Origin of the sequence: Mycobacterium sp. NPDC050853 (assembly GCF_040653875.1) — a bacterium.
Lineage (GTDB): Bacteria > Actinomycetota > Actinomycetes > Mycobacteriales > Mycobacteriaceae > Mycobacterium.
On the sequence record NZ_JBFAGW010000001.1, the window covers coordinates 278,857 to 302,867 of the forward strand.

Genomic DNA, 24,011 nt, shown 5'->3' on the forward strand with positions numbered 1-24,011 from the left:
AGTGGCAGAGACCAGCCCGTCCTACTTGGCCTGTGTGAACTTCGCCATTGCATCGTCAAGACTCTTCAGCGCCTGCCCGTACCGTGCGAAGTCCCCACTCTTCTGGGCCTCCTTCGCCTCGACAATTGCCCGCTGGACCTCCTGCAGCGCGGTGGCCTTCGCAGAGGACAGCTCGGACGATGCCACAGGCAGTGGCGGCACCTGGGCGCCCTGCGTGGGCGTCACCGGTGGGTTCTGGCCGCCCGGCGGCGGTGCGATGACACTGCCCGGCTCAACCGCCGGGGCGGTCGCCGTCGCACCAGCGCCCGGCCCGAACACCATGTCGAGCGCATCCCGCACCGTCGTCGCGTAACCGACCTTGCCGTTGTAGTACATGCCCACACGGATCAACCGCGGATACGAGGACTGATCACCCTGGCTGGGCGAGGCATAGAGCGGCTCAACGAACAGCAGCCCGCCATTGGCCACCGGCAACGTCAGCAGGTTGCCCCATTTGAGGATGTTCTGGTTCTTGATGATGCCGACATGCGAGGACACCAGGTTGTCGGTGGTGATCGCATTGTTCACCAGCTTCGGGCCCTGGACCGTTCCCGGGACCGTGAGAACAGTGATCTTGCCGTAGGTCTCGGGATCGGAGCTGGCACTGACATAGGCGGCCAGGAAGTCACGCTGGAAGCGATTAAGCGCGCTCGTCAACTGGAACGATGCCGAATTATCGTTCTCCGCAATGTTTTTCGCGACAATGTAATACGGCGGCTGCGAACCGGTCGGGGCATTCGGGTCATCCGGAACCTGCCAGAAGTCGCTGGTGTTGAAGAAGGTCACCGGATCACTCACGTGGTACTTGGTCAGCAGGGCACGCTGAACCTTGAACAGATCCTCGGGGTACCGCAGGTGCCGCGCGAGATCCGGCGAGATATCTGCCTTGGGCTTAACCGTTCCCGGGAAAATCTTCATCCATGCCTTGAGCACGGGGTCCTTCTCGTCCTGCTGGTACAGGGTCACCGTGCCGTCGTAGGCATCCACCGTGGCCTTGACCGAGTTCCGGATATAGGACACCTGCCGATTGGGCAGCGCTCCCCCGGTCTTGCCCACCTGGCTGTCAAAGGTGGCCTCCGACAACGACATCTCCTGGGAGTACGGGTAGTTGTCCAATGTCGTGTAACCGTCAACGACCCACACCATGCGCTTGTTGACGACGGCCGGGTACGTGCCGCTGTCCACCGTCAGCCACGGCGCCACCGCTTCCACGCGGCGGTTCGGGTCACGGTTGAACAGAATCTTGCTGTTGTCGGCGATCACATTGGAGAACAGGAAGTTTCGCTCGGCATATTTCAGACCGAACACCGTGCGCGCCAGCGCATCGCCCACGGGCACCCCACCCGTACCGGAGTACGTGCTGTTCTTGGTCCCGGCATTGTTCTCATAGTCGTACTCACGGTCATTGCCGCTCTTCCCGACGATCGCGTAGTCGTCGGTACCGCTGGCCACGATCGGGCCGTAGTAGATGCGCGGCTGATCCAGCTGCGCCGGGCCATCGGACTGAATCTTGCCGTTGTCGTCGACGGCGTTGACCAGGAACTCCGGATAACCACCATTCTCATCCGGCTTGTCGGCCACCCCCCGGACGGTGTTGGCCGGAGCCGCGATGAACCCGTTGCCGTGGGTGTACACGGTGTGTCGGTTGATCCAGTCCCGCTGGTTATCACGAAGTTTCGCCGGATCTAGCTCACGTGCCGCGACCACATAGTCACGCAGCTCGCCGCTCTTCCCCCGGTACCGGTCGATCGACAGCGCCTCTGGGAAACCGTAGAAGTTCTTGCCCTGTTGGATCTGGGTGAAAGCCGGGCTGATGATATTCGGGTCGAGCACCCGGATGTTGGCCATCGTCGACCGATCGGCGGCAACCTGTTTGGCCAGCTGTTCACTGCCGGTGGGCGCCGATGCCGTGCCACTGTAATCCCGATAGGACACCACGTCCGGGGTCAGACCGTAGGCGTCGCGGGTCGCCTTGATGCTGCGCGAGATGTACTCGCTTTCCTTCTGCGCGGCATTGGGTTTGACGCTGAACTGCTCGACGATCAACGGCCACCCGGCGCCGACCACCAACGAAGAGAGCAGCAACAGCGCCAGGCCGATCGCGGGAATCCGCAGATCCTTCAACACCAACGCCGAGAACACCGCGACCGCGCAGATCACCGCGATGGCCAGCAGGATGAGCTTGGCCGGCAGCACCGCGTTGATATCGGTATACCCGGCACCGGTGAACGGCTTACCCGCCCGCGTATGCGATAGCAGCTCGTAACGATCGAGCCAATACGCGGCCACCTTGAGCAGCACCAGGATTCCGACGAGCGTCACCAGCTGGAGACGGGCCGGACGCGACAGCGCGCCAGCGCGCCCGGAGAGTCGGATACCGCCAAAGATGTAGTGCACCAGGGCGTTGACGAACAAAGCAACGAAGACCGCGATGAAGAGGTACGTCAACACGAATCGGTAGAACGGCAGGTCGAAGGCAAAGAAACCGAGATCCAGCCCGAACTGCGGATCCTTGATCCCGAATTCCCCGCCCTCCAGGAACAGCTGCACGGGCATCCAATAGCTTTGGGCGACAACGCCTACCAGCACTCCGATGAGCACGGGTACGCCGAAGACAAAGAGTCGCACCCGCGACAGGATCAGTGCGCGGTACTGCGCCAGCGCGTCACCCGGCCCCTTGGCGGGCACAAACACCGGCCGTGCCCGATACGCCAGCCCGATGCCCGCGAAAACCACGACACCGACCAGGGTTCCAACGATCAGGAACAACGCGAGACGGGTCAGCAGCACGGTGGTGAACACATCACGGAAACCGAGTTCACCGAACCACAGCCAGTTGATGTAGGTGTCGACCAGGCGCGGCCCGATCAACAACAGCACCACGATCACCAACGCCACGGCGACCAGGCGCCGGCTCCGTCGGGTCAATCGTGGCAGAGCCCCATTTGGCCGCATTCCCACGTCGCTACGCTCCTCGTCGAGTGATCAGCACCGCTCAGCGGCTGGATTCACCCCACTGTAGCCGCAGACCAGCGTCAACAGCTGGGCGGTTGACCACCGTGGTTGAGGGCGTTGAGTCCGTCAACCGCTTCTGTCAGGGTGCCGACCTTGACCAGAGTCAGCCCCTGCCCGCCGTCTGCCTTCGCTTCGGCGCAGTTGCCCGCGGGTACTAAGAACACCGTCGCTCCAGCGTCTTTGGCGGCCAGCATCTTGTGCGTGATCCCGCCGATGGGTCCCACCTTGCCCTCGGCGTCGATGGTTCCCGTTCCGGCGACGAACTTTCCACCGTCGAGCTCATCGGGGGTCAGCTTGTCGATCACCGCGAGGCTGAACATCAGTCCGGCCGACGGCCCGCCGATGTTCGCCAGATTGAAGTCAATGGTGAACGGCGCCCACGGCGCCTGCACCACTCCGACCCCCAGGAATCCGTAATCGCGGTCCCCGTTCTTGCCGAGCGTGACCTTCACCGTGCCACTGGGGGCATTCTTGCGCTTGTAATCGAGGGCCACCACGTCGCCCGGCTTCGTGAGCTTGAGCTGTGCGGTGAATTCCTCAAGCGTCGCGACCGGATGCCCGTTGACGGCGGTGACGGCATCATTCTCCTGCAGCTTCCCCTTGGACGGTCCGTCCTCGCTGATGGTCAGAACGGTCACCGCAGACGGGTACTTGAGGTATCCGAGCGCCGCGAATTCGGCACTCTCCTCCGACTTCTTGAATTCGAGGTCGTTCTCCTTGTCGACCTGGTCCTTGGACCGATCGGGTGGGTACACCACATCCCTCGGGACCAACTGCTCACGTCCGCTTGCCCACAACCGCAGCGCATCGGCCAGGGTGAGCCCGTCACGCTGGGAGACAGTCGTCATGTTGAGGTGACCAGACACCGGGTCCACCTTGGTGCCCTTGATGTCGACGACCTCCTTGCCCTCGACCTGCCCGAGGGTGTTGAACGTCGGGCCCGGGCCCAGGGATACGAACGGCACCGTGATCACCGATATCAACAGCCCGAAGGCGAGGATCGGGATGAGCGCGACCAGCAACGTCGCAACGCGGCGATTCATGCCGTCACCCTATGGCAACAGCCGATTGGTACCCCGCCGCCATTACTCTCGTGGTGGAGGTTCGATGAACGAGGATGCCCCCGTCCTGCTGTACGACGGCGTGTGCGCACTGTGCAACGGTGCGGTGAAAAAGATCCTGCGCGACGACCAGGTCGGGACGATGCGATTCGCGGCACTCGATAGCGAGTACGGCGAGCAGGTGATCGAACGGCACCCCGAACTCGTCGGCGTCGACTCCTTCGTGATCGTCGACAACCCGGGTGGGCCGGCCGAACGAATACATATCCGCTCCGACGCGGTGTTACGCGTCGTCGAGTATCTGGGCGGAACCAGGCGCGCCTCGCTCATCGCGCGGTTGATCCCCCGTCCGGTCCGCGATGCGCTCTACCGGCTGGTGGCGGGCATCCGGTACCGGGTGTTCGGCCGGTACGACACCTGCCCGGTGCCGCCGCCCGAGGTCCGCGCACGTTTCCTGGCCTGATCGCGTGCGGGAAATTCGGTGTGTTCCTCTGATTACGCCGTGAGCGTGATCGAGCCGCATCAACCGGCGGTACCGTGGAGATATGGCCGACTTCCCCTTTGGATTCGCTGCTGGCGACGACCCTGACCGCGAGCGGGGCGACGGCGAGCGATCCGGGTCCGGCCCGGGTTCGTCGGGTGCGGACCCGTTCGGCTTCGGATCTGGGGGATTCAATCCGGCCGACCTCGGCCAGATCTTCACCCAGCTGGGCCAAATGTTCAGCGGTGCGGCCGCAGGCGCGGCCAGCGGTACCCCCGCAGGCCCGGTCAACTACGACATCGCCCGTCAACTGGCCTCAAGTTCAATCGGTTTCGTCGCCCCGATCACCGAGAGCACCACATCGGCCATCACCGATGCGGTGCACCTCGCCGACACCTGGCTGGACGGCGCCACCACATTGCCCGCCGGCGCCACCCGTACCGCAGCCTGGACCCCAACCGATTGGGTGGACAACACCCTGGAGACCTGGAAGCGATTGGTCGATCCTGTCGCCGAACAGATCTCGGGCATGTGGGCGGCGAACCTCCCGGAAGAGGCCCAGGGCATGGCCGGTCCACTGCTGGGCATGATGACCCAGATGGGCGGCATGGCCTTCGGATCTCAGCTCGGCCAGGCCCTCGGACAGCTGTCCCGAGAGGTGTTGACCTCCACCGATATCGGACTGCCGTTGGGCCCCAAGGGCACCGCGGCCCTACTGCCGGCCGCCATCGAGGCGTTCTCGGAAGGTCTGGAACAGTCCAAGGGCGAGATCATGACGTTCCTGGCGGCCCGGGAAGCCGCACATCATCGCCTGTTCAGTGGCGTCGGCTGGCTGACCATCCGGCTGCTGGACACCGTCGAGCAGTACGCCAAGGGCATCACCATCGATATGAGCGCCATTGAGGAAGCCGCACGCGGCTTCAACCCCGCCTCGCTCAACGATCCGTCCGATATGGAACAGATTCTCTCCCAGGGCATTTTCGAGCCGAAGACCACACCGCAGCAAGAGCAGGCGCTGGAGCGCCTGGAGACCCTGCTTGCTCTGGTCGAGGGATGGGTGCAGACCGTGGTGACCGATGCGCTGGGCGAACGCATCCCGGCGACCGCGGCCCTCAGCGAGACATTGCGCCGTCGCCGCGCGACGGGTGGCCCCGCCGAGCAGACCTTCAGCACCCTGGTGGGTCTGGAACTGCGTCCACGCAAGCTGCGTGAGGCCGCGGACCTGTGGCGGCGGCTTACCGACGCGGTCGGCGTGGACAAGCGCGACGCGGTCTGGGCACACCCCGACTTGATCCCCGACTCCGGCGATCTGGATAACCCCGCCGCCTTCATCGATCGCATCGTCGGCGGCACCGACCCCGCCGATGACCCGATCGCGCAGATCGAGAAGCTCGATCCGGGCACCCCCCCGCAAGACTGAGAAAACTGAGGCGGCGCCTATTCGGCGCTGGTCAGCACCCGAATCGGGCTGTGGATAAACGGCTTTCGGCTGCCTGCCGGACGCATCGGATATGCCACAGTGGGTCATGTCCAGCGAGCCGACGTTCACCCTCGACCCAGCACGTCCCGTGCTGCCGCGGCCGGACAACGGGGTGCAGATCGGCTGGGCGCCACGTCGCGCAGTAATCGTGCGCCCCTCGACGAACGCGCCGGCCGCCGCGGTACGACAGCTGCTGAGCTCGCTCAGCGATGAACTCACCTGGGATCAGATACTGGACCTTCAGTGTGTCAAGGACTTTCACGATATCGAGGACATCCGGTCCCTGCTGGACGAGTTGGTCGACACCGGCGCGGTAATCCGTCGAACCCGTCCGCTCGCGGTCGCATCGCCGATGATCCGAATCGTCGGCCGCGGTCCGCTTTCCGACGCTCTCGCCGTAGCACTGCGGCATAGCTCGGCACGCATCCAGCGCTCGACACAGTCGGCACACGGAAAGTCTTGGCAATATGTGGATTTGGTGATACTCGCCGATGATCTGATAGTCGACAACAGGCTGCTGCGCACGCTCGCCTGTGCCAATGTGCCGCATCTCGCCGTCCGGGCGCGCGATGGCACCGGTCTCATCGGGCCCATGGTTCTGCCCGGTATCACCAGTTGTCTGGAATGCGCCGACCGCCATCGCCGGGATCGTGACGAGCAGTGGCCTGCGGTCGCGGCTCAGCTCACCGGAACCGTGGGCGTCGCCGCCCCGGCCACGGTGCTGGGCACCGTCGCGGTGGCGCTCGCACAGATCGATCGGGTGCTGTCGGCCATCCGCGGACAGACGCCAGGACCGCTGGCAACGCTCAACGCGACACTCGAGCTCGACCTGGCCACCCACGCGTTGACCGCCCGGCACTGGACCGCGCACCCGCTGTGTGGGTGCGGTGCCTACTTCGCCGCGGGTTGACAGTATGGGCCGCTGAGTCAATATTCGCGCGCGCCAGGCATGATATTGGCATGGCAGAAATCCGGCGCGGCCGCGCAGCACGCGCCGCCAAGCTCGCATCCCTCCCGGCAGGCATCGCCGGTCGCGCCGCGCTCGGCGTCGGCAAACGAATTGCCGGCAAGTCCAAAGAAGAGGTCAACGCCGAGCTCGTCGAAAAGGCCGCCGAGCAGTTGTTCCAGGTGCTCGGCGAGCTCAAGGGTGCGGCCATGAAGATCGGCCAGATGCTCTCGGTGATGGAAGCCGCCATCCCGCCCGAGTTCGGCGAGCCCTATCGCGAGGCGTTGACCAAACTGCAAAGTGACGCACCCCCGCTGCCCGCAGACAAGGTGCACCGCGTGCTCGACGCCCAACTCGGCACCAAGTGGCGCGAACGCTTCCAATCCTTCGACGACAAACCGGTCGCCTCCGCGAGCATCGGCCAAGTACACAAGGCTGTCTGGAAGGACGGGCGCGTTGTCGCCGTCAAGGTCCAGTACCCCGGCGCCGACGATGCCGTCCGCTCGGACCTCAAGACCATCCAGCGACTGTCCTCACTGTTCAAGCAGGTGGCTCCCGGTGCCGATATCAAGGCCATCATCGACGAGCTCATCGATCGCACCGAAGAAGAACTCGACTACCGCATAGAGGCCACCAACCACCGCGTCTTCGCCAAGGCCTTCGCCGGCGACCCCGAGTTCTACGTGCCACCAGTCGTGGCATCCGCCCCCAAGGTGATCATCACCGAGTGGATGCAGGGCCGCAAACTCTCGGAGATCATCGCCCAGGGCACCGAGGACGAGCGCAGCACTTGCGCACATCTGCTGCTGGAATTCAGCATCAGCTCCCCGTACCGCTGCGGGCTATTGCACGCCGACACTCACCCCGGAAACTTCATGCTGCTTGAAGACGGCAGATTCGGCGTCATGGACTTCGGCGCCTGCGCCACCCATGAGGGCGGCCTCCCCAAGGGCTTCGGACCGATCCTGCGCCTGGCCCGGGATGAGAAGTGGGAAGAGCTGACCGCGGTACTGCGGTCAGAGGGCTTCATCCCGCCGAGCGCAACGGACGTCTCTCACGAAGAGGTCAACTCCTATCTTGCGCCGTACATCGAGCCGCTCAATCATGAAACATTCCACTTCAGCCGCAAGTGGTTGCAACGACTCACGGCCAAGGCCACCGATTTCCGGAGCGCAGAATTCCTCGAGTCGTTCAAGACCAGCCGCCAGATGAACCTGCCGCCCAACTACCTCATGCTCTTCCGAGTCCTTGGCGGCCTGGTCGGTATCGCCGCACAGCTCGACGCCCCGGTGGATTACGCCGCCATCGTCGACAAATGGGTCCCCGGCTTCCACGAGGACAGCACGGTCAGCGCACAATAGGACCGAAAAAGAAAACGCGCGTTGTCATTATTGGGTGCGTACCGGGCATGATGTAGCCATGGCTGAGATCCGCCGCGGCCGCGCCGCACGTGCCGCCAAGCTCGCATCCCTTCCCGCGGGAATCGCGGGCCGCGCCGCACTCGGCGTCGGTAAGCGACTTACCGGCAAGTCCAAGGATGAAGTCAACGCCGAGATGATGGAACGCGCCGCCGAGCAGCTGTTCCAGGTGCTGGGCGAGCTCAAGGGCGCGGCAATGAAACTGGGCCAGGCGCTTTCGGTGATGGAGGCCGCCATTCCAGCCGAGTTCGCCGAGCCGTTCCGTGAGGCGCTGACCAAGCTACAAAGCGATGCTCCTCCCCTGCCCGCGGCCAAGGTGCACCGCGTGCTCGACGCGCAGCTGGGCACCAAATGGCGCGACCGGTTCCAGTCGTTCGAAGACAAGCCCGTCGCCTCCGCCAGCATCGGCCAAGTACACAAGGCTGTCTGGAGCGACGGACGCGTTGTCGCCGTCAAGGTCCAGTACCCCGGCGCCGACGAGGCCGTGCGCTCCGATCTGAAAACGATGCAACGCCTCGCGGGACTGTTCAAGCAGATCGTTCCCGGTGCCGACGTCAAAAGCATCATCGACGAACTGATAGAGCGCACCGAGGAGGAGCTCGACTACCGCATCGAGGCCACCAACCAACGCAAGTTCGCCAAAGCCTTCGCGGGGGATCCGGAATACCACGTACCTCCGGTGGTCGCCTCCGCCCCCAAGGTCGTCATCACGGAATGGATGGACGGCCGCAAGCTCTCCGCGATCATCGCCGACGGCACCGAGGACGAGCGAAACGAGTGCGGTAGGCGTCTCGTCGAGTTCACCGTGAGCTCTCCCTATCGCTGCGGGATCCTGCACGCCGACACCCACCCGGGAAACTTCATGCTCCTCGACGACGGACGTTTCGGCGTCATGGACTTCGGCGCCGTCGCCACCCACGAAGGCGGCTTCCCGCCCAACCTGGGTCCGATCTGGCGTCTTGAGCGGGACGGGAAGTGGGATGAGCTCATCCCTCTGCTCCGTGAGGAAGGGTTCATCCCGCCGAAGAAGGACGTGACACCGGAGGAGATCGACGATTATCTCCGGCCGTTCATCGATCCACTGAAAACAGACGAATTCCACTTCAGCCGCAAGTGGTTGCAGCGCGTCGCCGCCAAGTCCAGCGATCTACGTGGTGCCCAGTTCCAGACCGGCAGGCATCTGAACCTTCCCACCAACCAGGTGATGATCTTCCGCGTCCTGATGGGGATTACCGGGATCTTGGCCCAGCTCGATGCCACAGTCCCGTACGCGCGGATCATCGGTGACTGGGTACCGGGCTTTCGAGAAGACACACCTGTCGCCGCCAGCTAGCACCAGCTAGCATTCCGTCAAGACGTCCCGGCAAAGGTGCCGGACGGAAAGGGCACAGGTCTGTAATGGCAGATATTCGCCGCGGCGGAATCGGACGTATGACCAAGCTGGCGAGCCTGCCCGCCGGAATTGCCGGGCGCGCAGTCCTCGGAGTCGGGAAACGACTGACCGGCACCTCCAAAGACGACGTCAACGCCGAACTCCTGGAACGGGCTGCCGACGAGCTCTTCAACGTGCTCGGCGAGCTCAAGGGCGGCGCCATGAAGGTCGGCCAGGCCCTATCGGTGATGGAAGCCGCGATACCGCCGCAGTTCGCCGATCCGTTCCGTGAGGCCCTGGTCAAACTGCAGAGCGAGGCCCCACCGCTGCCCGCGGCGAAGGTGCATCGCGTGCTCGACGCGCAGCTCGGCACCAAATGGCGCGACCGGTTCCAGTCCTTCGACGACACACCCGTCGCCTCGGCCAGCATCGGACAGGTACACAAGGGCATCTGGAAGGACGGTCGCGAGGTCGCCGTCAAGATCCAGTACCCCGGTGCCGACGATGCACTGCGTGCGGATCTCAAGCTCATCCAGCGGATGACGCCACTGGCCAAACAGATTGCGCCCAAAGCAGATATCGACAGGCTCGTGGCCGAGATCAGCGACCGCATCGAGGCCGAGCTGGACTACCGCCAGGAGGCCTCCAACCAGCGCGCCTTCGCAAAGGCCTTCGACGGCGATCCGAAGTTCTTCGTCCCGGCCGTGGTCGCCAGCGCACCCAAGGTCATCATCTCCGAATGGATGGAGGGGCGGCGACTCTCGAAGATCATCGCCGAGGGCACTCCTGAGGAGCGCGACTCCGCCGGCGCTTTGATGCTCGAGTTCACGGTGAGCTCACCGGTACGAGTGGGCCTGGTCCACGCCGACCCGCATCCAGGCAATTTCATGCTGCTACCCGACGGCCGTTTCGGCATCATCGATTTCGGCGCCGTAGCCGAGCACCACGGCGGTATTCCGCCAGAGTTCGGCGAGGTGCTGTGCTGGGCTCGGGATGAGCAATGGGATCAGGTGATCCGACTGATCAAGCAACTCGGATTCATGCCGTCAGAGGTCCAACTGTCCGGGGATCAAGTAATGGATTACATCAGGCCGCTGTGGCCGTATGTCGATCCGCTGCGCTCGGGCGAATTCCACTTCACGCGACAGTGGTTCCAGCAGGCCGCGGTGGCATCCACCGATCTCCTGGACGAGGGCTTCACCGAACGGTTCAAGCTGGCGCGTCAAATGACGGTGCCACCGGGCTACGTCATGCTGCTGCGCACGCTCGGCGGAATGATTGGAGTGCTTGTACAACTCGACGCGCACCTCAACTACGCCGCGATCGCCGAAGAATGGATGCCAGGGTTCTTCGAACCCAACGTCAAGCCCGCCTAATGACAATGCTCCCCACCGCCATGGGCGATGGGGAGCATTGCTTGTCGGGGCCTACGACATGCCGGGTCATGCTGCGGCGGGATCTGCTGCCGGCAGCGGATCCTTGCGGGGACGTCCACGCGGCCTCTTGCGGGCCACGATGACACCCTGATCCAGGATCTCGCCACCCCACACACCCCAGGGCTCCGCGCGGTCCAGCGCTGCAGTCAGGCACTGCGAGCGGATCGGGCACTCCGCGCACAGCGTCTTAGCACGCTCCAGGTCAGCGGGGCTTTCCGCGAACCACAGGTCCGCATCCGTTGCGTGGCACGGTAGCGCACGCCTTCGGGCCTCCGTTTCGACGGTCATCATCTGTCCGTTCACCTGCTTCCTCTTCGGTTCCTTGTAAAACTTCTGATCTCGTATCGGTGTCTTATCGATCGAGATCCGGAACCACGTCTGAGGTTTTGAGGCTCAAACAAATGTGGCCACGGATCCCGGTGGTGTCGGGTCCGTGGCCTAGGAGGCGGTTGCGGGGCTACCTAGATGTATCCCCTATTCACGGACGCGACATTCGCGGCGGCAGCGACGGCGCGGTGCTTAATCGCAGGAACCGATGCGGCCGGCGACATTGCAACTACCGCCGGCTTAGCGGCAGCGGCATGCGTCAGGAGCGACGGCGGAGCGATCGGCAATACGACAAACGCACCATGGGCATCACGCCACAAGGTGTCGCCGTAATTGGTGGCCGTATTCATCGCTCCTCCTTCCGTCTACTCACACATGAACAGGTCTGGTTGAGAATCCTCACGAATTCCTGATGCCCAGAGTAAAAGGTCGTCTATCGGTTGACAAGTTATTTTTGACCTGCGGATATTTCAGGCTGGGGTCAGCAGCCGGGACCGAAATAGTTCCAGCACCTGATCAAGCGCCGCGCGCGTGGGCTGACCAGGCTCGTCGATGAGATGTTCGGTCACCACCGAATGCGGTGGCATCAGCGAGTTGGGGTTCGCGGCATCACCGGGCAACTCGATGGCGATGAAGGCGTCGCCCAGCTCCTCCCTGAGGAACTCGAACCGCTCGGCGGGCACCAGCTTGTCGGTGGTGAAGCGCATGCCGAGCACCTTGAGCCCGTCGTGCTGACAGCGATGCTTGACCTTGGCCAGGTCCTCCGGGGAGATATCGATGTTGTGGCGGGCATTCTTGGTGAGTCCGAACGGCAACGAGGGCTGAGACAACACGGGCGCCAGCAGGCGGTCGTCAGCGGCCATGGCCAGCGCATATCCACCCGTGAAGCACATACCGATGGCACCCACTCCGGGACCGCCATTGCGCTCATGCTCGTTCTGGGCCAGTGCGCGCAGCCATGCCACCACTGGGGAGCTCTTGCCGGTGGCCAGCACTGTGAACTCGCGGCTCACACACCCACGGAACATCGACGACAGCCCATAGGTGGCTGTTCGGAGCCAGCCATCGGCCCTGGGATCCACGCTCTGCCCGGGGTTTCCAAAGAGGTGCGGCATGACGGCGGTGCAACCGATATCGGCCACCTTGCGCGCGAAGTTCGCAACCTTGGGGCTGATTCCGGGCATCTCGGCGATCACGATCACCGCTGGTCCACTGCCCTTTCTCAACACGATCTTGGTATCGCCCTCATGAGTGAAGGTGGCTGCTTCGAAATCACGGAGGTCATCGTCGGCCATGCGCCGAGCCTAAGGCGAGATCACGATCAGCGCTAGACACGTGTTGAACAAGGGCTTATCAGGATCTGGCGCGTACCAAACGAAGCACATCGGGGCCGTACTGCTCCAGCTTGCGCGCACCGATCCCGGGAATAGCGACGAGCGCGGCGTCATCACCGGGAAGCAGTTCGGCGATGGCGATCAGGGTGTTGTCGGTGAACACCACGAACGCGGGCACCTTCATCTCCTTGGCCGTCACGAGCCGCCAATCCTTCAGCGCGGCAAGGAGTTCCTCATCGATATCGGAAGGGCAACTCTCGCAGCGCCGCAACAGCACCGCCGCCGGGGTGCCGAGCGCCGCATTGCAGATCCGGCAGCGCGCCCCACTACCCCGGCGCCTCGGCGTGGCCGAAGCGGGAAGCTGTGCGGTGGGCGCGATTCCGTTGAGGAACCGCGAATGCTTACGCGTCTTGCGGCCACCCGCAGCCCGCGCGAGCGCCCAACTCAGATTCAGATGCACACGGGCGCGGGTGATTCCGACATATAGCAGGCGCCGCTCCTCCTCAACCGGCTCGATATCGCCTGCTCGCGACAGGGCATGCGAGATGGGCAGCGTGCCGTCGGCCAGCCCTACCAGGAACACCGCATCCCATTCCAGACCCTTCGCCGCATGCAGCGAGGCCAGGGTGACGCCTTGCACTGTCGGTGGGTGGCGCGCCTCGGCCCGCGCCCGCAGCTCGCGGACCAGCCCCGGCAGATCGAGCTCCGGCAGTAGAGCACATTCCTCGTCGGCGAGCACGGCGAGGGCACGTAGCGATTCCCAACGTTCGCGCGCCTGGGTTCCGTGCGGCTCCTCGGCAGACAGGCCCAGCGGTTCCAGAATATCCCGAACCTGTTGTGGCACAGGAGTGTCTGCGTTTCCTCGCTCTGCCGCACGATGCAGGGCAACCAGCGCCTGGCGCACCTCTTGGCGCGTGAAGAAACCTTCGCCGCCGCGCACCTGGAACGGTATGCCCACCTCGGTGAGCGCCTCCTCATACACCTCCGACTGCGCGTTGATCCGGTACAGCACCGCGACCTCCGATGCCGGAGTTCCTGATTCAATCAGTGCCGCAATAGATTTTGCGACAGACTTCGCCTCAGCCGCCTCGTCATCGTGTTGAGAGAATCTGGGCGTGGGCCCTTCTGGCCGTTGACCGATGAGTTGCAGTTTACTGCCGGCTACCCGTCCTTGCGCCGCCGCGATCACCCGGTTGGCAAGCGAAACCACTTGCGGCGTCGAGCGATAATCACGTTCGAGACGAACCACGGCCGCGTCGGGGAATCGACGGGAGAAGCCGAGTAGATACTGCGGGGTGGCCCCGGTGAACGAATAGATGGTCTGGTTGGCGTCGCCCACCACTGTCAGGTCGTCGCGGGCACCAAGCCAGGCGTCGAGCACCCGCTGCTGCAACGGGGTGACGTCCTGGTACTCGTCGACCACGAAACAGCGGTAGCGGTCCCGGAATTCGTCGGCGACAGTCGCCGAGTTCTCGATGGCGGCCGCGGTGTGCAGCAGCAAGTCATCGAAATCGAGCAGGGTCGAACCGTCGGGCCGGGCCTTGAGTTTCTCGTAGCCCGCGTAGACCTTTGCGACCTGCTCGGCCGGTACCGGCGTGTCCCGCCCGAATCTGGCGGCGGCCGCCGGGTAGGCCTCGGGGCTGATCAAAGACGCCTTGGCCCACTCGATTTCACCGGCGAGGTCACGCACGGTGTCGGTGGTGGTGCTCAGCTTGGCGCGGTTAGCGGCCTGCGCGACGATGGTGAACTTACTGTCCATCAGCTCCCAGCGGGTGTCGCCGACGAGCTGCGGCCAGAAGTACCGCAGCTGCCGCAGACCGGCGGCGTGGAAAGTGACAGCCTGCGCGGATCCGACGCCCAGATCGCGGAGCCTTCCACGCATCTCCCCCGCGGCTCGCTGGGTGAAGGTCACCGCAAGGATCTGGCCGGGAGCGACGTGCCCGGATTCAACCAGGTGGGCGATGCGATGGGTGATGGTGCGCGTCTTACCCGTCCCGGCGCCGGCGAGCACACACACGGGACCGCGCGGCGCGGTGACGGCGGCACGCTGTTCGTCGTCGAGACCATCGAGTAGGGAGCGCACCACCCGGCCATCTTCGCAGCAACCGCCGACAAGGCTCGGTCACACCCCGCCTTTGCTCCCCGCCGAGAGTGAAGCCATGGCGGGATTTTCGGTGAATTTCCGCCATGGCTTCACACTCGACGTTGATAGATCTCACACCCCGGACGGAACACCCGGAGGGGGTATGACGTTGAATACTTATGTGAGCGACACCAGCACCTTGACCATGTACTCCACCACCTGGTGCGGCTACTGCCGTCGACTTGAGACGCAGCTCAAGGCCGCGGGTATCGACTACACCAAGGTCGATATCGAGCAGGATCCGGCCGCGGCCGACTACGTCGCGAACGTCAATGGCGGGAACCAGACGGTGCCGACCGTCAAATTTCCGGACGGCAGCGCGCTGACCAACCCGTCACTGGCCCAGGTCAAGGCCAAGCTCGGCTGGGGGAACCTCCCACTTGTGGGGGAGTAGTTCCGTCCGCCCGTAATCAGGCGTAGGCCCAGGACTCCACGATCTCCCGGGCGATCGAGATGGATCCGGGCAGCATGAGCCGTGAGTCGGACTCGGTGGTCCAGTCCCCTATCGCCAATGCGGCACGCACCTCATCGCGGGTGAACCAATCGGCCTCGGCAATTTCTCCGTCGTTGAACGAGAAGGGCTGCGTCGGGTCACCAAGGGCGTGGAAGCCCAGCATGATCGACCGCGGAAACGGCCACGGTTGGCTGCCCAGGTATTCCACATCGGTGACAGCGAGACCGACTTCCTCGGAGATCTCACGGGCGACGCAGGCCTCGAGAGACTCGCCCGCCTCGACGAATCCGGCCAGCAGCGAGAACATCCGTTCCGGCCAGAACTTCTGACGGGCCAGCACTGCCCGGTCGCCGCCGTCATGCACCAGGCAGATGACGGCGGGGTCTGTGCGCGGGAACTCTTCCTGCCCGGTGGTCGAGTTCACCCGAACCCAACCACCCTTGGCCGGACTGGTGGGTGATCCGTCGACGGGGCTGAACCCGGCGTTGTCGTGCCACGTGAGCATCGCCATCGCCGTGGCCAACAGCGCCGCGCTGGTGTCGTCGAACAACTGACCGGAGCGGCGCAGGTCTAAGAGCGGCGCACTGTCGTCATCGAGTTCGGCGCGCACCGCCCACACGTGTCGGCCGCCCGGGATGCGCCCCAAGAACACGGCGTGCTCGGGCGGTTGAGCGCCGACACTGGCGGCGTCTTCGAGGACCACCTGCCCGTCGACGATGTTGACCCGGCCGCGGATATCAAGCGTAAGCAGCCCGGCGGCCACCCACCCTTTGGCTAATTCCTCAGGGCTGGAACGCAATTCGTCTGCACGATCCAAGCCGATACGCGAAAGCAGCGGCACATTACGGAGCCGGAAACTCATGTCAGGCCCCGGCGTTGCGGACGTAGAGCAGGCGGTCGGTTGCCTCGATGGAATCGACCTCGGGTGCATCGACCCGGTGCAGGGTGCCATCGCGCACCACGCCCAGAACGATGTCCGAGAGATGCCGTGGTGAGCCGCCGACCTCGCTGCGCTCCACCTCGCGTTCGGCGATCGCGAACCCTGCCTCCGGCGTCAACAGGTCCTCGATCATCTCGACGACGCGGGGTGTCGAGGTGGCGATGCCCAGAAGACGTCCCGCCGTTTCCGAGGACACCACCACCGAGTCGGCGCCCGACTGGCGTAGCAGGTGCACGTTCTCGGCCTCGCGGATCGCCGCGACAATCTTGGCCTTGGGAGCGAGTTCGCGAGCGGTGAGCGTGACCAGCACCGAGGTGTCGTCCCGGTTGGCGGCCACGATGATCGACTTTGCGTTTTGAACACCGGCAAGCCGCAATACATCCGATTTGGTGGCGCTGCCTCGCACCGTCACCAAATCAGAGGCGGACGCGGCGTCCAACGCCATCTGATCTTCGTCGACGACCACGATTTCAGACGGGGAGGCGCCATCGGAGAGCATCGCCTGGACGGCGGTCTTCCCTTTGGTGCCGTATCCGACGACAACAGTGTGGTTGCGCACGCGGGCCCTCCATCGCTGGATCTTCAGTGCTTGACGCGAACGTTCGGTGAGTGCCTCGACCGTGGTGCCGACCAGAACGATCAGGAACAGCAGCCGTAGCGGTGTGATCACGAGAATGTTCACCAACCGGGCACCCTCGGTGTACGGGGTGATATCGCCGTAACCCGTGGTCGAGAGTGAGACGGTGGCGTAATAGAAGCAATCCAGGAAGCTGAGCGGATCGCTTTCCTCCGGCGTGGCTGCGACATCGCGGTAGCCGCCGCGGTCGAGGTACACGACGATCACGGCGGCGAAGAGCGTTCCCACCGCGATCAGGATGCGTTTTCCGATGGCCCGCCACGGGCTGGCGGCATTTTGGGGAATACGCAGGACACCGACCAACGCGTGGTCTGGCTGTGCGGTTAGCGCTCCGTCGAGGCCGCGAAACCGCTGGCGAAGCTTACCGGCCATGGATGAGCCGTTTGCGCGAAGACCAACGGCTCCAGCCCGATCGCGTCCGAGTCACCGGTTGCACGGGTGTCAATCTACTCACATCGCGCCCGTGATTCGCGTTGGCCAGCTGATAGCCGGGATGTCGGCACTGAAATCACTTCACAGTCAGCCCAGCGAGCTCTGCTGCCTGCGGCAGCTCGGGCAGTTCGGCAGGTGCGACGGTCCGCCCCGTGCGCACGTAGTGGAACACCGCGTTCACCTGTGCGGGATCGATCCCCTGGAGCGCCGCCCACGCTTGCCGGTACACGGCCAGCTGCAGGGCCGCGGCCTCCATCTCCGCACCCCACGGCTCGTGGCCTGTCTTCCAGTCGACGACTGTCCAGGTGCCATCTGTGCCGCTATCGGGTCCGAACACGGCGTCGATCCGGCCGCGGACGATGGTTCCAGCGACGGAAATCTCGAACGGCACCTCAGCTTCTACCGGGGTTCGGTCTGCCCACTCCGAGTCAAGGAATGCCGACTGCAGCACCGCCAGATCCTCGGCGTCCTCCAAATCTCCGTAGCCATCGCTGGGCAGATCTTCGAAATCGATGAGGCGTACCGACCCGTAATGCCGCTGTACCCACGAGTGGAAGGCGGTGCCGCGGCGAGCTTCGAGGTCGGGACGTGTGGGCCGCGGGCGGGCGAGACGGCGGGCGAGCGCCTGCGGGTCGTGACGCAGATCGACCAGGCTTGTCACGGAAAGATGCTGAGGAAGCGCCACTTCCGTTCGACGATGGGCCTGTTCTCGTTCGCGTAGCAGCGCGTCGACATCGGATGTCCAACCGTCGGGATCGTCGTCGTTTTCGTCCTCGGCCGGCGACGCGGCACCCGCGAGCGCTTCCCGCACCATCCGCGCCCCTACTTCGATCTCGCTACGCCTGCCCTGGAGTGGGTCAGCGGGCCACTGTGCTTCGACAGTCTGATCGAGCATGGGATTGCGTTCACCCGCCGCGGGAGCGGGAGTCCACTCCTCCACTGTTCCGCACGGAATGCCCTCAGCGGCCGCGCCTTCGATGACGTCCCGCAGCTCGATCAGAAAGTCGGACGGCCCCTTGGGTTTCAGTCCGGTCTGCCCCCAATGGTGTCCCGAGACGAAAAGCTGTTCGGCCGAGCGAGTAACCGCCACATAGAGCAGTCGGCGTTCCTCGTCGATCCGACGGGTGGCCAGGCTGTCCTTGTGCCGCGCAATGGCATCGGAGAGCTGTTTGCGATTCGTGATTCCCTCGGTGTTCAACTGCGGGACTCCGAAACAATCGCCCTGGGTGGCGCGATCGCCCCGCAGCAAGGGAGGCAGTTCGGTGGCGCTCGTCAGCCACGTCGACGCGGCCACGCCCGATGGAAAAACTCCAGCACTCAAGTGCGGGACCGCGACCACATCCCATTCCAGCCCCTTGGCCGAGTGCACGGTCAGGATCTGCACCCGTCCCGGGCTGGCCGCGACTTCCACTGGTGTGAAACCTTTTTCAATTTCCCATGCCGCGTCAAGATATTGCAGGAACGCGGCGACCAGCCCAACCGGGTCGCTCTGGTCGGCGGCCTCGGCGAATCCGGCGGCGACATCGGTGAATGCGCGCAGTTGGTCCAACCCGCCGGTGCGCCGCCCCGCCACGAGCTCGACGTCAAGTGCCAATACCCGCTGCACCTCGGCGATCAGGTCGGTGAGCGGCATACCGAGCCGAGTGCGCAGACCGGACAGTTCCCGCCGCAGCGCCGTCAGGCGAATCCAGCCCTCCGGCGAATACTCTTCTGGCGTACCGGGATCACTGATGGCGTCGGCCAGGCACGGAATGTCCGCGTCCTCCCCCATCACGGCGGAGCCGCCGCGGCCGAATCCGGTCGCCCGTCGCCACAGCACCGCCAGATCATGGGCGCCGAGGCGCCATCTCGGACCGGTCAACACTCGCAGCGCCGCAGGCCCGGCGGTCGGGTCCGCAACAAGGCGCAGCATCGCGACGCTATCGGCGACCTCCGGAATACCAAGCAAGCCCGTCAATCCGACGACCTCGACCGGAACACCATGTGCGGAAAGAACCTCTGCCATCGGGGCGGCGTCGCTGTTGCGCCTGACCAGAACCGCCGACGACGGCGGACGGTTCCCATCGCGTTGGGCTTCCTCGTATACCGAGGCCAGTTGTGTGGCGACCCACTCCCGTTCCGCCGCAATATCGCCGAGCAGTGCACAGGCGATGCGTCCGGAGGTCGCGTCGGGGCGGGGACGCAGCGGCCGCACCGCCACCGAACGCCGCCGAGCTTCCTCTGACACGGCATTGGCTAAATGCAGAGCCTCGGGCGGGTTACGCCAACTGGTGCGCAGTTCCCGCGTCGGCGCGGGCGATCCGTCGGACAACGGGAAATCGGTGGTGAACCTGGGCAGATTGGTCGCCGAGGCACCGCGCCAGCCATAGATGGACTGGATGGGATCGCCAACCGCGGTCAACGCCAACTCAGGATCGACACCCCGTCCGAACAACGACGACAACAAGATCCGTTGAGCATGCCCGGTGTCCTGGTACTCGTCGAGAAGCACTACCCGGTAGCGATCCCGCTGGGTTTGTCCGACGATAGGGTGATCAGCGGCCAGGCGGGCCGACAGCGACATCTGCGCTCCGAAGTCGAGAACACCACGGGCGCGCATCTCCTTTATCAGCCGGTCCACGATCGTAACGAGTTGCGTTCTTTCACACTGTGTTTCGACCAGACGCAACAGCCAGGCACTTGGCCGGCCCTCACGCTGATACGGTCCCGGCGGCAGGGTGTGAATCAGTTGTTCCAGTTCATCGTGCGAGGACAACAAGTCGGTGGTGTCCACCAGATGTTCGGACAGCTGTCCGGCCAGGGCGAGCACCTGAGCGGTGACGGCTCCCGGTGTCTTCTCCGTGTCGAGGTCGCCGTCGAAATCACAGACCAATCGGAAGGCCAACTGCCACAACTGCGTTTCGGTCATTAGTCGCGCATTGGGTTCCATCGGCAATAGCAGTCCGTGCTCCCGCAACAAGGTTCCGGCGTAGGCGTGGTACGTGGCGATGACTGGATCCGCAGCATCTGCACTGACAGGAGGCAGGATCCCGCTGCCGGCCAGCCGGGCGAGCCGTGACCTGACGCGACGCAACAGTTGGCCGGCGGCCTTGCGGGTGAACGTCAACCCGAGCACCTGCCCCGGGGTCGCATATCCGTTGGCTACAAGCCAGACGACCCGGGCGGCCATCGTCTCGGTCTTACCCGCGCCCGCCCCGGCAATCACCACCATCGGTCCGGGCGGCGCCCCGATGACAGCGGCCTGCTCCTCAGTGGGCTCAAAAAGTCCTAGCGCCCTGGATAGTTCGACCGGCGAGTATGTGCTCACGACTGGCATACTGCCTGCCCTTCGGCCTGCGCGGGGCAGCAGGCCCGCAGCGGGCAGTGCCCGCACCCGTCGTTGACCCGCGCGACGAACACCGGCCCCTGGGTGTTGGCCGCGGCGGTGTGGATGGTCTCGCGCCAGGCGCCCTGGGCAGCGGGAGTCAGCGGATCCTGATGGCGCTGCGTGGCACCGTCATCGAGGTTGGATTTGGCGACATACACCAGCCGGCCACCACCCGGTTCACCCGCCGGTTCCCCGTCGATCAGCCCTGCGGCAGCGGCGACCTGGTAGGTGGCGAGCTGGGCGTGTTGCTGCGCATCGTCTTTGGTAGCGGGACTTTTTCCCGTCTTGATGTCAACGACGACGAGGCGGCCTTCAGCATCACGTTCAAGCCGATCGATGCGGCCCACCAGGCGCACCTGCGGGTAACCCAAATGCGTCAGCACTCCGTCGACGCCGATCTCTCGACCGACTTCGGTGAGTTCGCCGCGGGTCGTCGCACGCCAGGCGGCAAAGGCCTCAAGTAGCTCCTGGTGCCGACGTAGCTCGTTGCGCGCGTACCACTTCGACTCGAAGGGCATTGTTTCCCACGACTTATCGAGCTCCCGGCGCATCGTATCCGCATCTCCAGAGTGCTCACTGACGAGCGCGTGCACAAGCGTCCCGAGCGCCCGACGCGGATCCATGAGGTCGGTGCCACCATGTCGTTCCAGCAGCCAGCGCAGTGGGCAGGCGATGAGCGTCTCGATATTGGAGGGCGACAAACGGACCGGACCGTCCTCGGTGTGCCATAGCGGACCGCCACTGCTGACATCGGCTAGCCCGTACCAGGATTCGGGATCCGCACCGGGGATGCCTGCCTCCGCGAGCCGGGCCAGTTGTCGGGCGGCGGCGCGGCGACGGGTCGCGTTCACCATGCCTGTGGAGTCGGTGACGACGGCACGCAGCTCGCCGACGAGGTTCGCGGCGGTCAACGTCCGGGACTCCGCTGTCCCCGGCCGACGCTCGGGCATTACCCAATCCGGGTGCGCGAGCATGAGTTCGGTGAGGAAGCGGGAAGGCATCGCGGGCCCGCCGCCCATATCGGCGTTCTCATTGTCGACCGCGGTGATAAGCACTCGGCGACCTGCCCTGCCAATGGCTAGCAGCAGCAGACGGCGCTCCTCCGCGAGTGCCACAGCCGATCCATCGACATGCGCCGCTTGATCGATGCCCGCCAGCACATCCATCAGCTCCTGGGTACGCAGCACGCCTCCCCGCACCGCCGTGTTGGGCCATAGCCCCTCCTGCACACCGGGGATCGCGACCACCTCCCACTGGCGACCCACGGCAGCATGCGCACTGACGATGGCCACAGCGTTGGGCTCGACCCGTGTCACTCGCCGACCGGCGAGCGCCAGCGACCGGATGTGGTCGATCAATCCCGTCACACCGATGCCCGGTGTGCGCGCCACATGTTCGGATGCCAGGTCGAACAATGCGGAAACCGCATCGAGATCCCGGTCGGCCTGAGCGCCCAACGGACCCCCGCGTTGGGACAACCCGTCCCAGCGTCGCTGCAGACCTGACCTGCTCCACGCGGACCACAGCACGTCGAGAACGCTGGTGCCAGATGTGATGGCGTCACGAGCTGATGCGATCACCGCCCGCACGCGTCGCAGCGGAGCGGCCTGGATATCGGTAAGCGCCGCAACGTGCATGGAGTCAGCATCGACGAGAACCGCACGGAGCAGCTCACCGCTAGTTCTGTCGCCTCCTCGGGCCTCCTCGGAGCGCAGCAATTGGCGTCGTAAACGTCTCAGCGCCACCGGATCCACGCGCCCGATCGGGCCGGTCGCAAGGGCCGCTGCCTCCTCGTCGTTCACCCCACCCTGCGCGGCAGATACCGCCAGCAGCAGCGCGTGCACGACGGGCACGGCGGCCACGGGACCGTCATACGACTCGGCATGTACGGGAACGCCCGCGGATTGCAGAACACGGCGCAGGGCCGCGCCACTGCGCGGTACCGACCTGACGATGACCGCCATCTGAGACCACGGCACCCCGTCGATCAGATGGGATCGCCGCAGCAGGTCGACCACGAGCGATGCTTCCGCGGTTTCGGAGAGCGCGCCGGCGAGACGAACCGCGGCCGAGGAATGCTCCAGCCCCAGGATTTCACGCCCGGCGGAGCTCCCGGGCAGTCGTCGCGCCACCGCGTTCGCGAGTTCCGCGACCGGTCCAGCGCAGCGATACGAACGGCTGAGTTCGATTGTCGTGGCCTCCGATTGCAACAGCTGCGCGTCTGCGCCCCGGAATCCGAACACCGTTTGGTTGGGGTCACCCGCGAATGCCGACAACAAGGCACCCCCAGCGAGCAGCCGCACCAGCAGCGCGGCCTGTGGGTCAAGATGCTGGGAATCGTCGACGAGTAGAAGATCTATGCGATTACGTTCTGCGGCAAGAATTCCCGGATCGACGGCGAAGGATTCCAACACCAACCCGACGAGCTCTGCGGCGCCGAGTGCCGGCACCGTCGCCTGCGGAGCCGCCATCCCCACTGCGGACCGCAGCAGCATGACCTCCTCATATTGCCGTGCCAGGCCGGCGGCCGCGACCCACTCCGGACGGTTGTGTCGTCGTCCGATCGCTCGAAGTGCGGTGGCGTCCACGCCGCGCTCGGTGCAGCGCGCCATGAGATCCCGGACGCCGGTGGCGAAACCGGCCGTCGTCAATGCGGGTCGCAGCGAATCCGGCCATGCCCCGCTGTTATCTTCCGCATTGCCGCACAACAATTCCCGCACAATGCTGTCTTGCTCGGCCGCAGTGATCAATCGCGGCGGCGGATTGCCCTGACGGGCCGCGTGGGCGGCAAGCACGGCGAAGGCATACGAGTGCACGGTGCGAACCATGGGTTCACGGATGGCGATGTCGGCGCGGCGCTCGAACACCTCCGCCGAGATCCGGGTCCGCAGATCGGCACTTGCCCGAGCGGAACCGGTGAGCACGAGAACGGATTCCGGGCTCGTACCCGCCGCGATCCGCGCCGCCACAATGTCCACCAGCAGGCTCGTCTTCCCGGTCCCGCTACCGCCGACCACCACGAATCGGCCCTGCCGGGCCGGGTCCAGCAGATCCGCCGCGGCGCCATCCCAAGATCGCGGGGAGGCGCTCGGTGTCGGCATACGCAGATCACAGCATGTCGGTCCGACA

17 protein-coding genes are annotated in these 24,011 nt (G+C 64.8%); 7 read left to right on the forward strand and 10 right to left on the reverse strand.

Going from position 1 to position 24,011, the window contains the following annotated elements; translation table 11 throughout:
• Positions 1–21: 21 nt before the first annotated feature.
• Both AB0H22_RS01425 and AB0H22_RS01430 read right to left on the reverse strand, forming a co-directional pair.
• Positions 22–3,000 (reverse strand): UPF0182 family protein, encoded by a 2,979-nt coding sequence (locus AB0H22_RS01425; RefSeq protein ID WP_358144307.1) that lies wholly within the window; start codon positions 2,998–3,000, stop codon positions 22–24.
• A gap of 74 nt (positions 3,001–3,074) precedes the next feature.
• On the reverse strand, positions 3,075–4,097 hold the full coding sequence (locus AB0H22_RS01430) for a PDZ domain-containing protein (protein WP_180748418.1): 1,023 nt from the start codon (positions 4,095–4,097) through the stop codon (positions 3,075–3,077).
• Between the two features lie 64 nt (positions 4,098–4,161).
• Between AB0H22_RS01430 and AB0H22_RS01435 the strand changes: the two genes are divergently transcribed.
• From AB0H22_RS01435 to AB0H22_RS01460, 6 genes are all read left to right on the forward strand, one after another.
• Positions 4,162–4,578, forward strand: a complete 417-nt coding sequence (locus AB0H22_RS01435) for a DCC1-like thiol-disulfide oxidoreductase family protein (protein WP_180748419.1) — start codon at positions 4,162–4,164, stop codon at positions 4,576–4,578.
• Between the two features lie 82 nt (positions 4,579–4,660).
• Positions 4,661–6,016, forward strand: coding sequence for a zinc-dependent metalloprotease (locus tag AB0H22_RS01440; protein ID WP_180748420.1), 1,356 nt, complete (start codon positions 4,661–4,663; stop codon positions 6,014–6,016).
• Positions 6,017–6,107: 91 nt separating this feature from the next.
• On the forward strand, positions 6,108–6,986 hold the full coding sequence (locus AB0H22_RS01445; RefSeq protein WP_358144310.1) for a hypothetical protein: 879 nt from the start codon (positions 6,108–6,110) through the stop codon (positions 6,984–6,986).
• Between the two features lie 50 nt (positions 6,987–7,036).
• Positions 7,037–8,383 carry an AarF/UbiB family protein gene (locus AB0H22_RS01450; RefSeq protein ID WP_180748422.1) on the forward strand — a complete coding sequence of 449 codons (1,347 nt, stop codon included), beginning with the start codon at positions 7,037–7,039 and terminating at the stop codon, positions 8,381–8,383.
• Positions 8,384–8,441: 58 nt separating this feature from the next.
• Positions 8,442–9,773, forward strand: coding sequence for an AarF/UbiB family protein (locus tag AB0H22_RS01455; RefSeq protein ID WP_180748423.1), 1,332 nt, complete (start codon positions 8,442–8,444; stop codon positions 9,771–9,773).
• 65 nt (positions 9,774–9,838) lie between these two features.
• Positions 9,839–11,188, forward strand: coding sequence for an AarF/UbiB family protein (locus AB0H22_RS01460; protein ID WP_180748424.1), 1,350 nt, complete (start codon positions 9,839–9,841; stop codon positions 11,186–11,188).
• A gap of 66 nt (positions 11,189–11,254) precedes the next feature.
• Here the strand turns inward: AB0H22_RS01460 and AB0H22_RS01465 are convergent, their stop codons facing one another.
• The 4 genes from AB0H22_RS01465 to AB0H22_RS01480 all read right to left on the reverse strand — a co-directional run bounded on the left by AB0H22_RS01465 (position 11,255) and on the right by AB0H22_RS01480 (position 14,995).
• Positions 11,255–11,539, reverse strand: a complete 285-nt coding sequence (locus AB0H22_RS01465) for a WhiB family transcriptional regulator (protein ID WP_180749679.1) — start codon at positions 11,537–11,539, stop codon at positions 11,255–11,257.
• 170 nt (positions 11,540–11,709) lie between these two features.
• A complete protein-coding gene (locus tag AB0H22_RS01470) occupies positions 11,710–11,925 on the reverse strand; it encodes a hypothetical protein (protein WP_180748425.1) in 216 nt (71 codons plus the stop codon).
• Positions 11,926–12,045: 120 nt separating this feature from the next.
• Positions 12,046–12,870, reverse strand: coding sequence for a dienelactone hydrolase family protein (locus tag AB0H22_RS01475; protein ID WP_358144314.1), 825 nt, complete (start codon positions 12,868–12,870; stop codon positions 12,046–12,048).
• A gap of 58 nt (positions 12,871–12,928) precedes the next feature.
• Entirely contained in the window at positions 12,929–14,995 is a 2,067-nt protein-coding gene (locus AB0H22_RS01480) for an ATP-dependent DNA helicase UvrD2 (RefSeq protein WP_358144317.1), read from the reverse strand.
• 160 nt (positions 14,996–15,155) lie between these two features.
• On the opposite strand from AB0H22_RS01480, the gene AB0H22_RS01485 reads away from it, so the two are divergent.
• The gene (locus tag AB0H22_RS01485; RefSeq protein WP_358144319.1) at positions 15,156–15,446 is read left to right on the forward strand and encodes a mycoredoxin; all 291 of its coding nucleotides are present in this window, start codon (positions 15,156–15,158) and stop codon (positions 15,444–15,446) included.
• A 16-nt stretch (positions 15,447–15,462) separates the two neighbouring features.
• On the opposite strand, the gene nudC is transcribed toward AB0H22_RS01485, so the two are convergent.
• The 4 genes from nudC to AB0H22_RS01505 all read right to left on the reverse strand — a co-directional run bounded on the left by nudC (position 15,463) and on the right by AB0H22_RS01505 (position 23,983).
• Complete coding sequence (nudC, locus tag AB0H22_RS01490; RefSeq protein WP_358144321.1) at positions 15,463–16,368, reverse strand: NAD(+) diphosphatase; 906 nt, start codon at positions 16,366–16,368, stop codon at positions 15,463–15,465.
• Position 16,369: 1 nt separating this feature from the next.
• Positions 16,370–17,455 (reverse strand): NAD-binding protein, encoded by a 1,086-nt coding sequence (locus AB0H22_RS01495; RefSeq protein ID WP_358144322.1) that lies wholly within the window; start codon positions 17,453–17,455, stop codon positions 16,370–16,372.
• Positions 17,456–17,591: 136 nt separating this feature from the next.
• Positions 17,592–20,822, reverse strand: coding sequence for an ATP-dependent DNA helicase (locus AB0H22_RS01500; RefSeq protein ID WP_358144325.1), 3,231 nt, complete (start codon positions 20,820–20,822; stop codon positions 17,592–17,594).
• Positions 20,819–23,983 carry an ATP-dependent DNA helicase gene (locus AB0H22_RS01505; protein WP_358144327.1) on the reverse strand — a complete coding sequence of 1,055 codons (3,165 nt, stop codon included), beginning with the start codon at positions 23,981–23,983 and terminating at the stop codon, positions 20,819–20,821. Before AB0H22_RS01505 ends, AB0H22_RS01500 begins: the two co-directional genes overlap by 4 nt.
• Between the last annotated feature and the right edge of the window lie 28 nt (positions 23,984–24,011).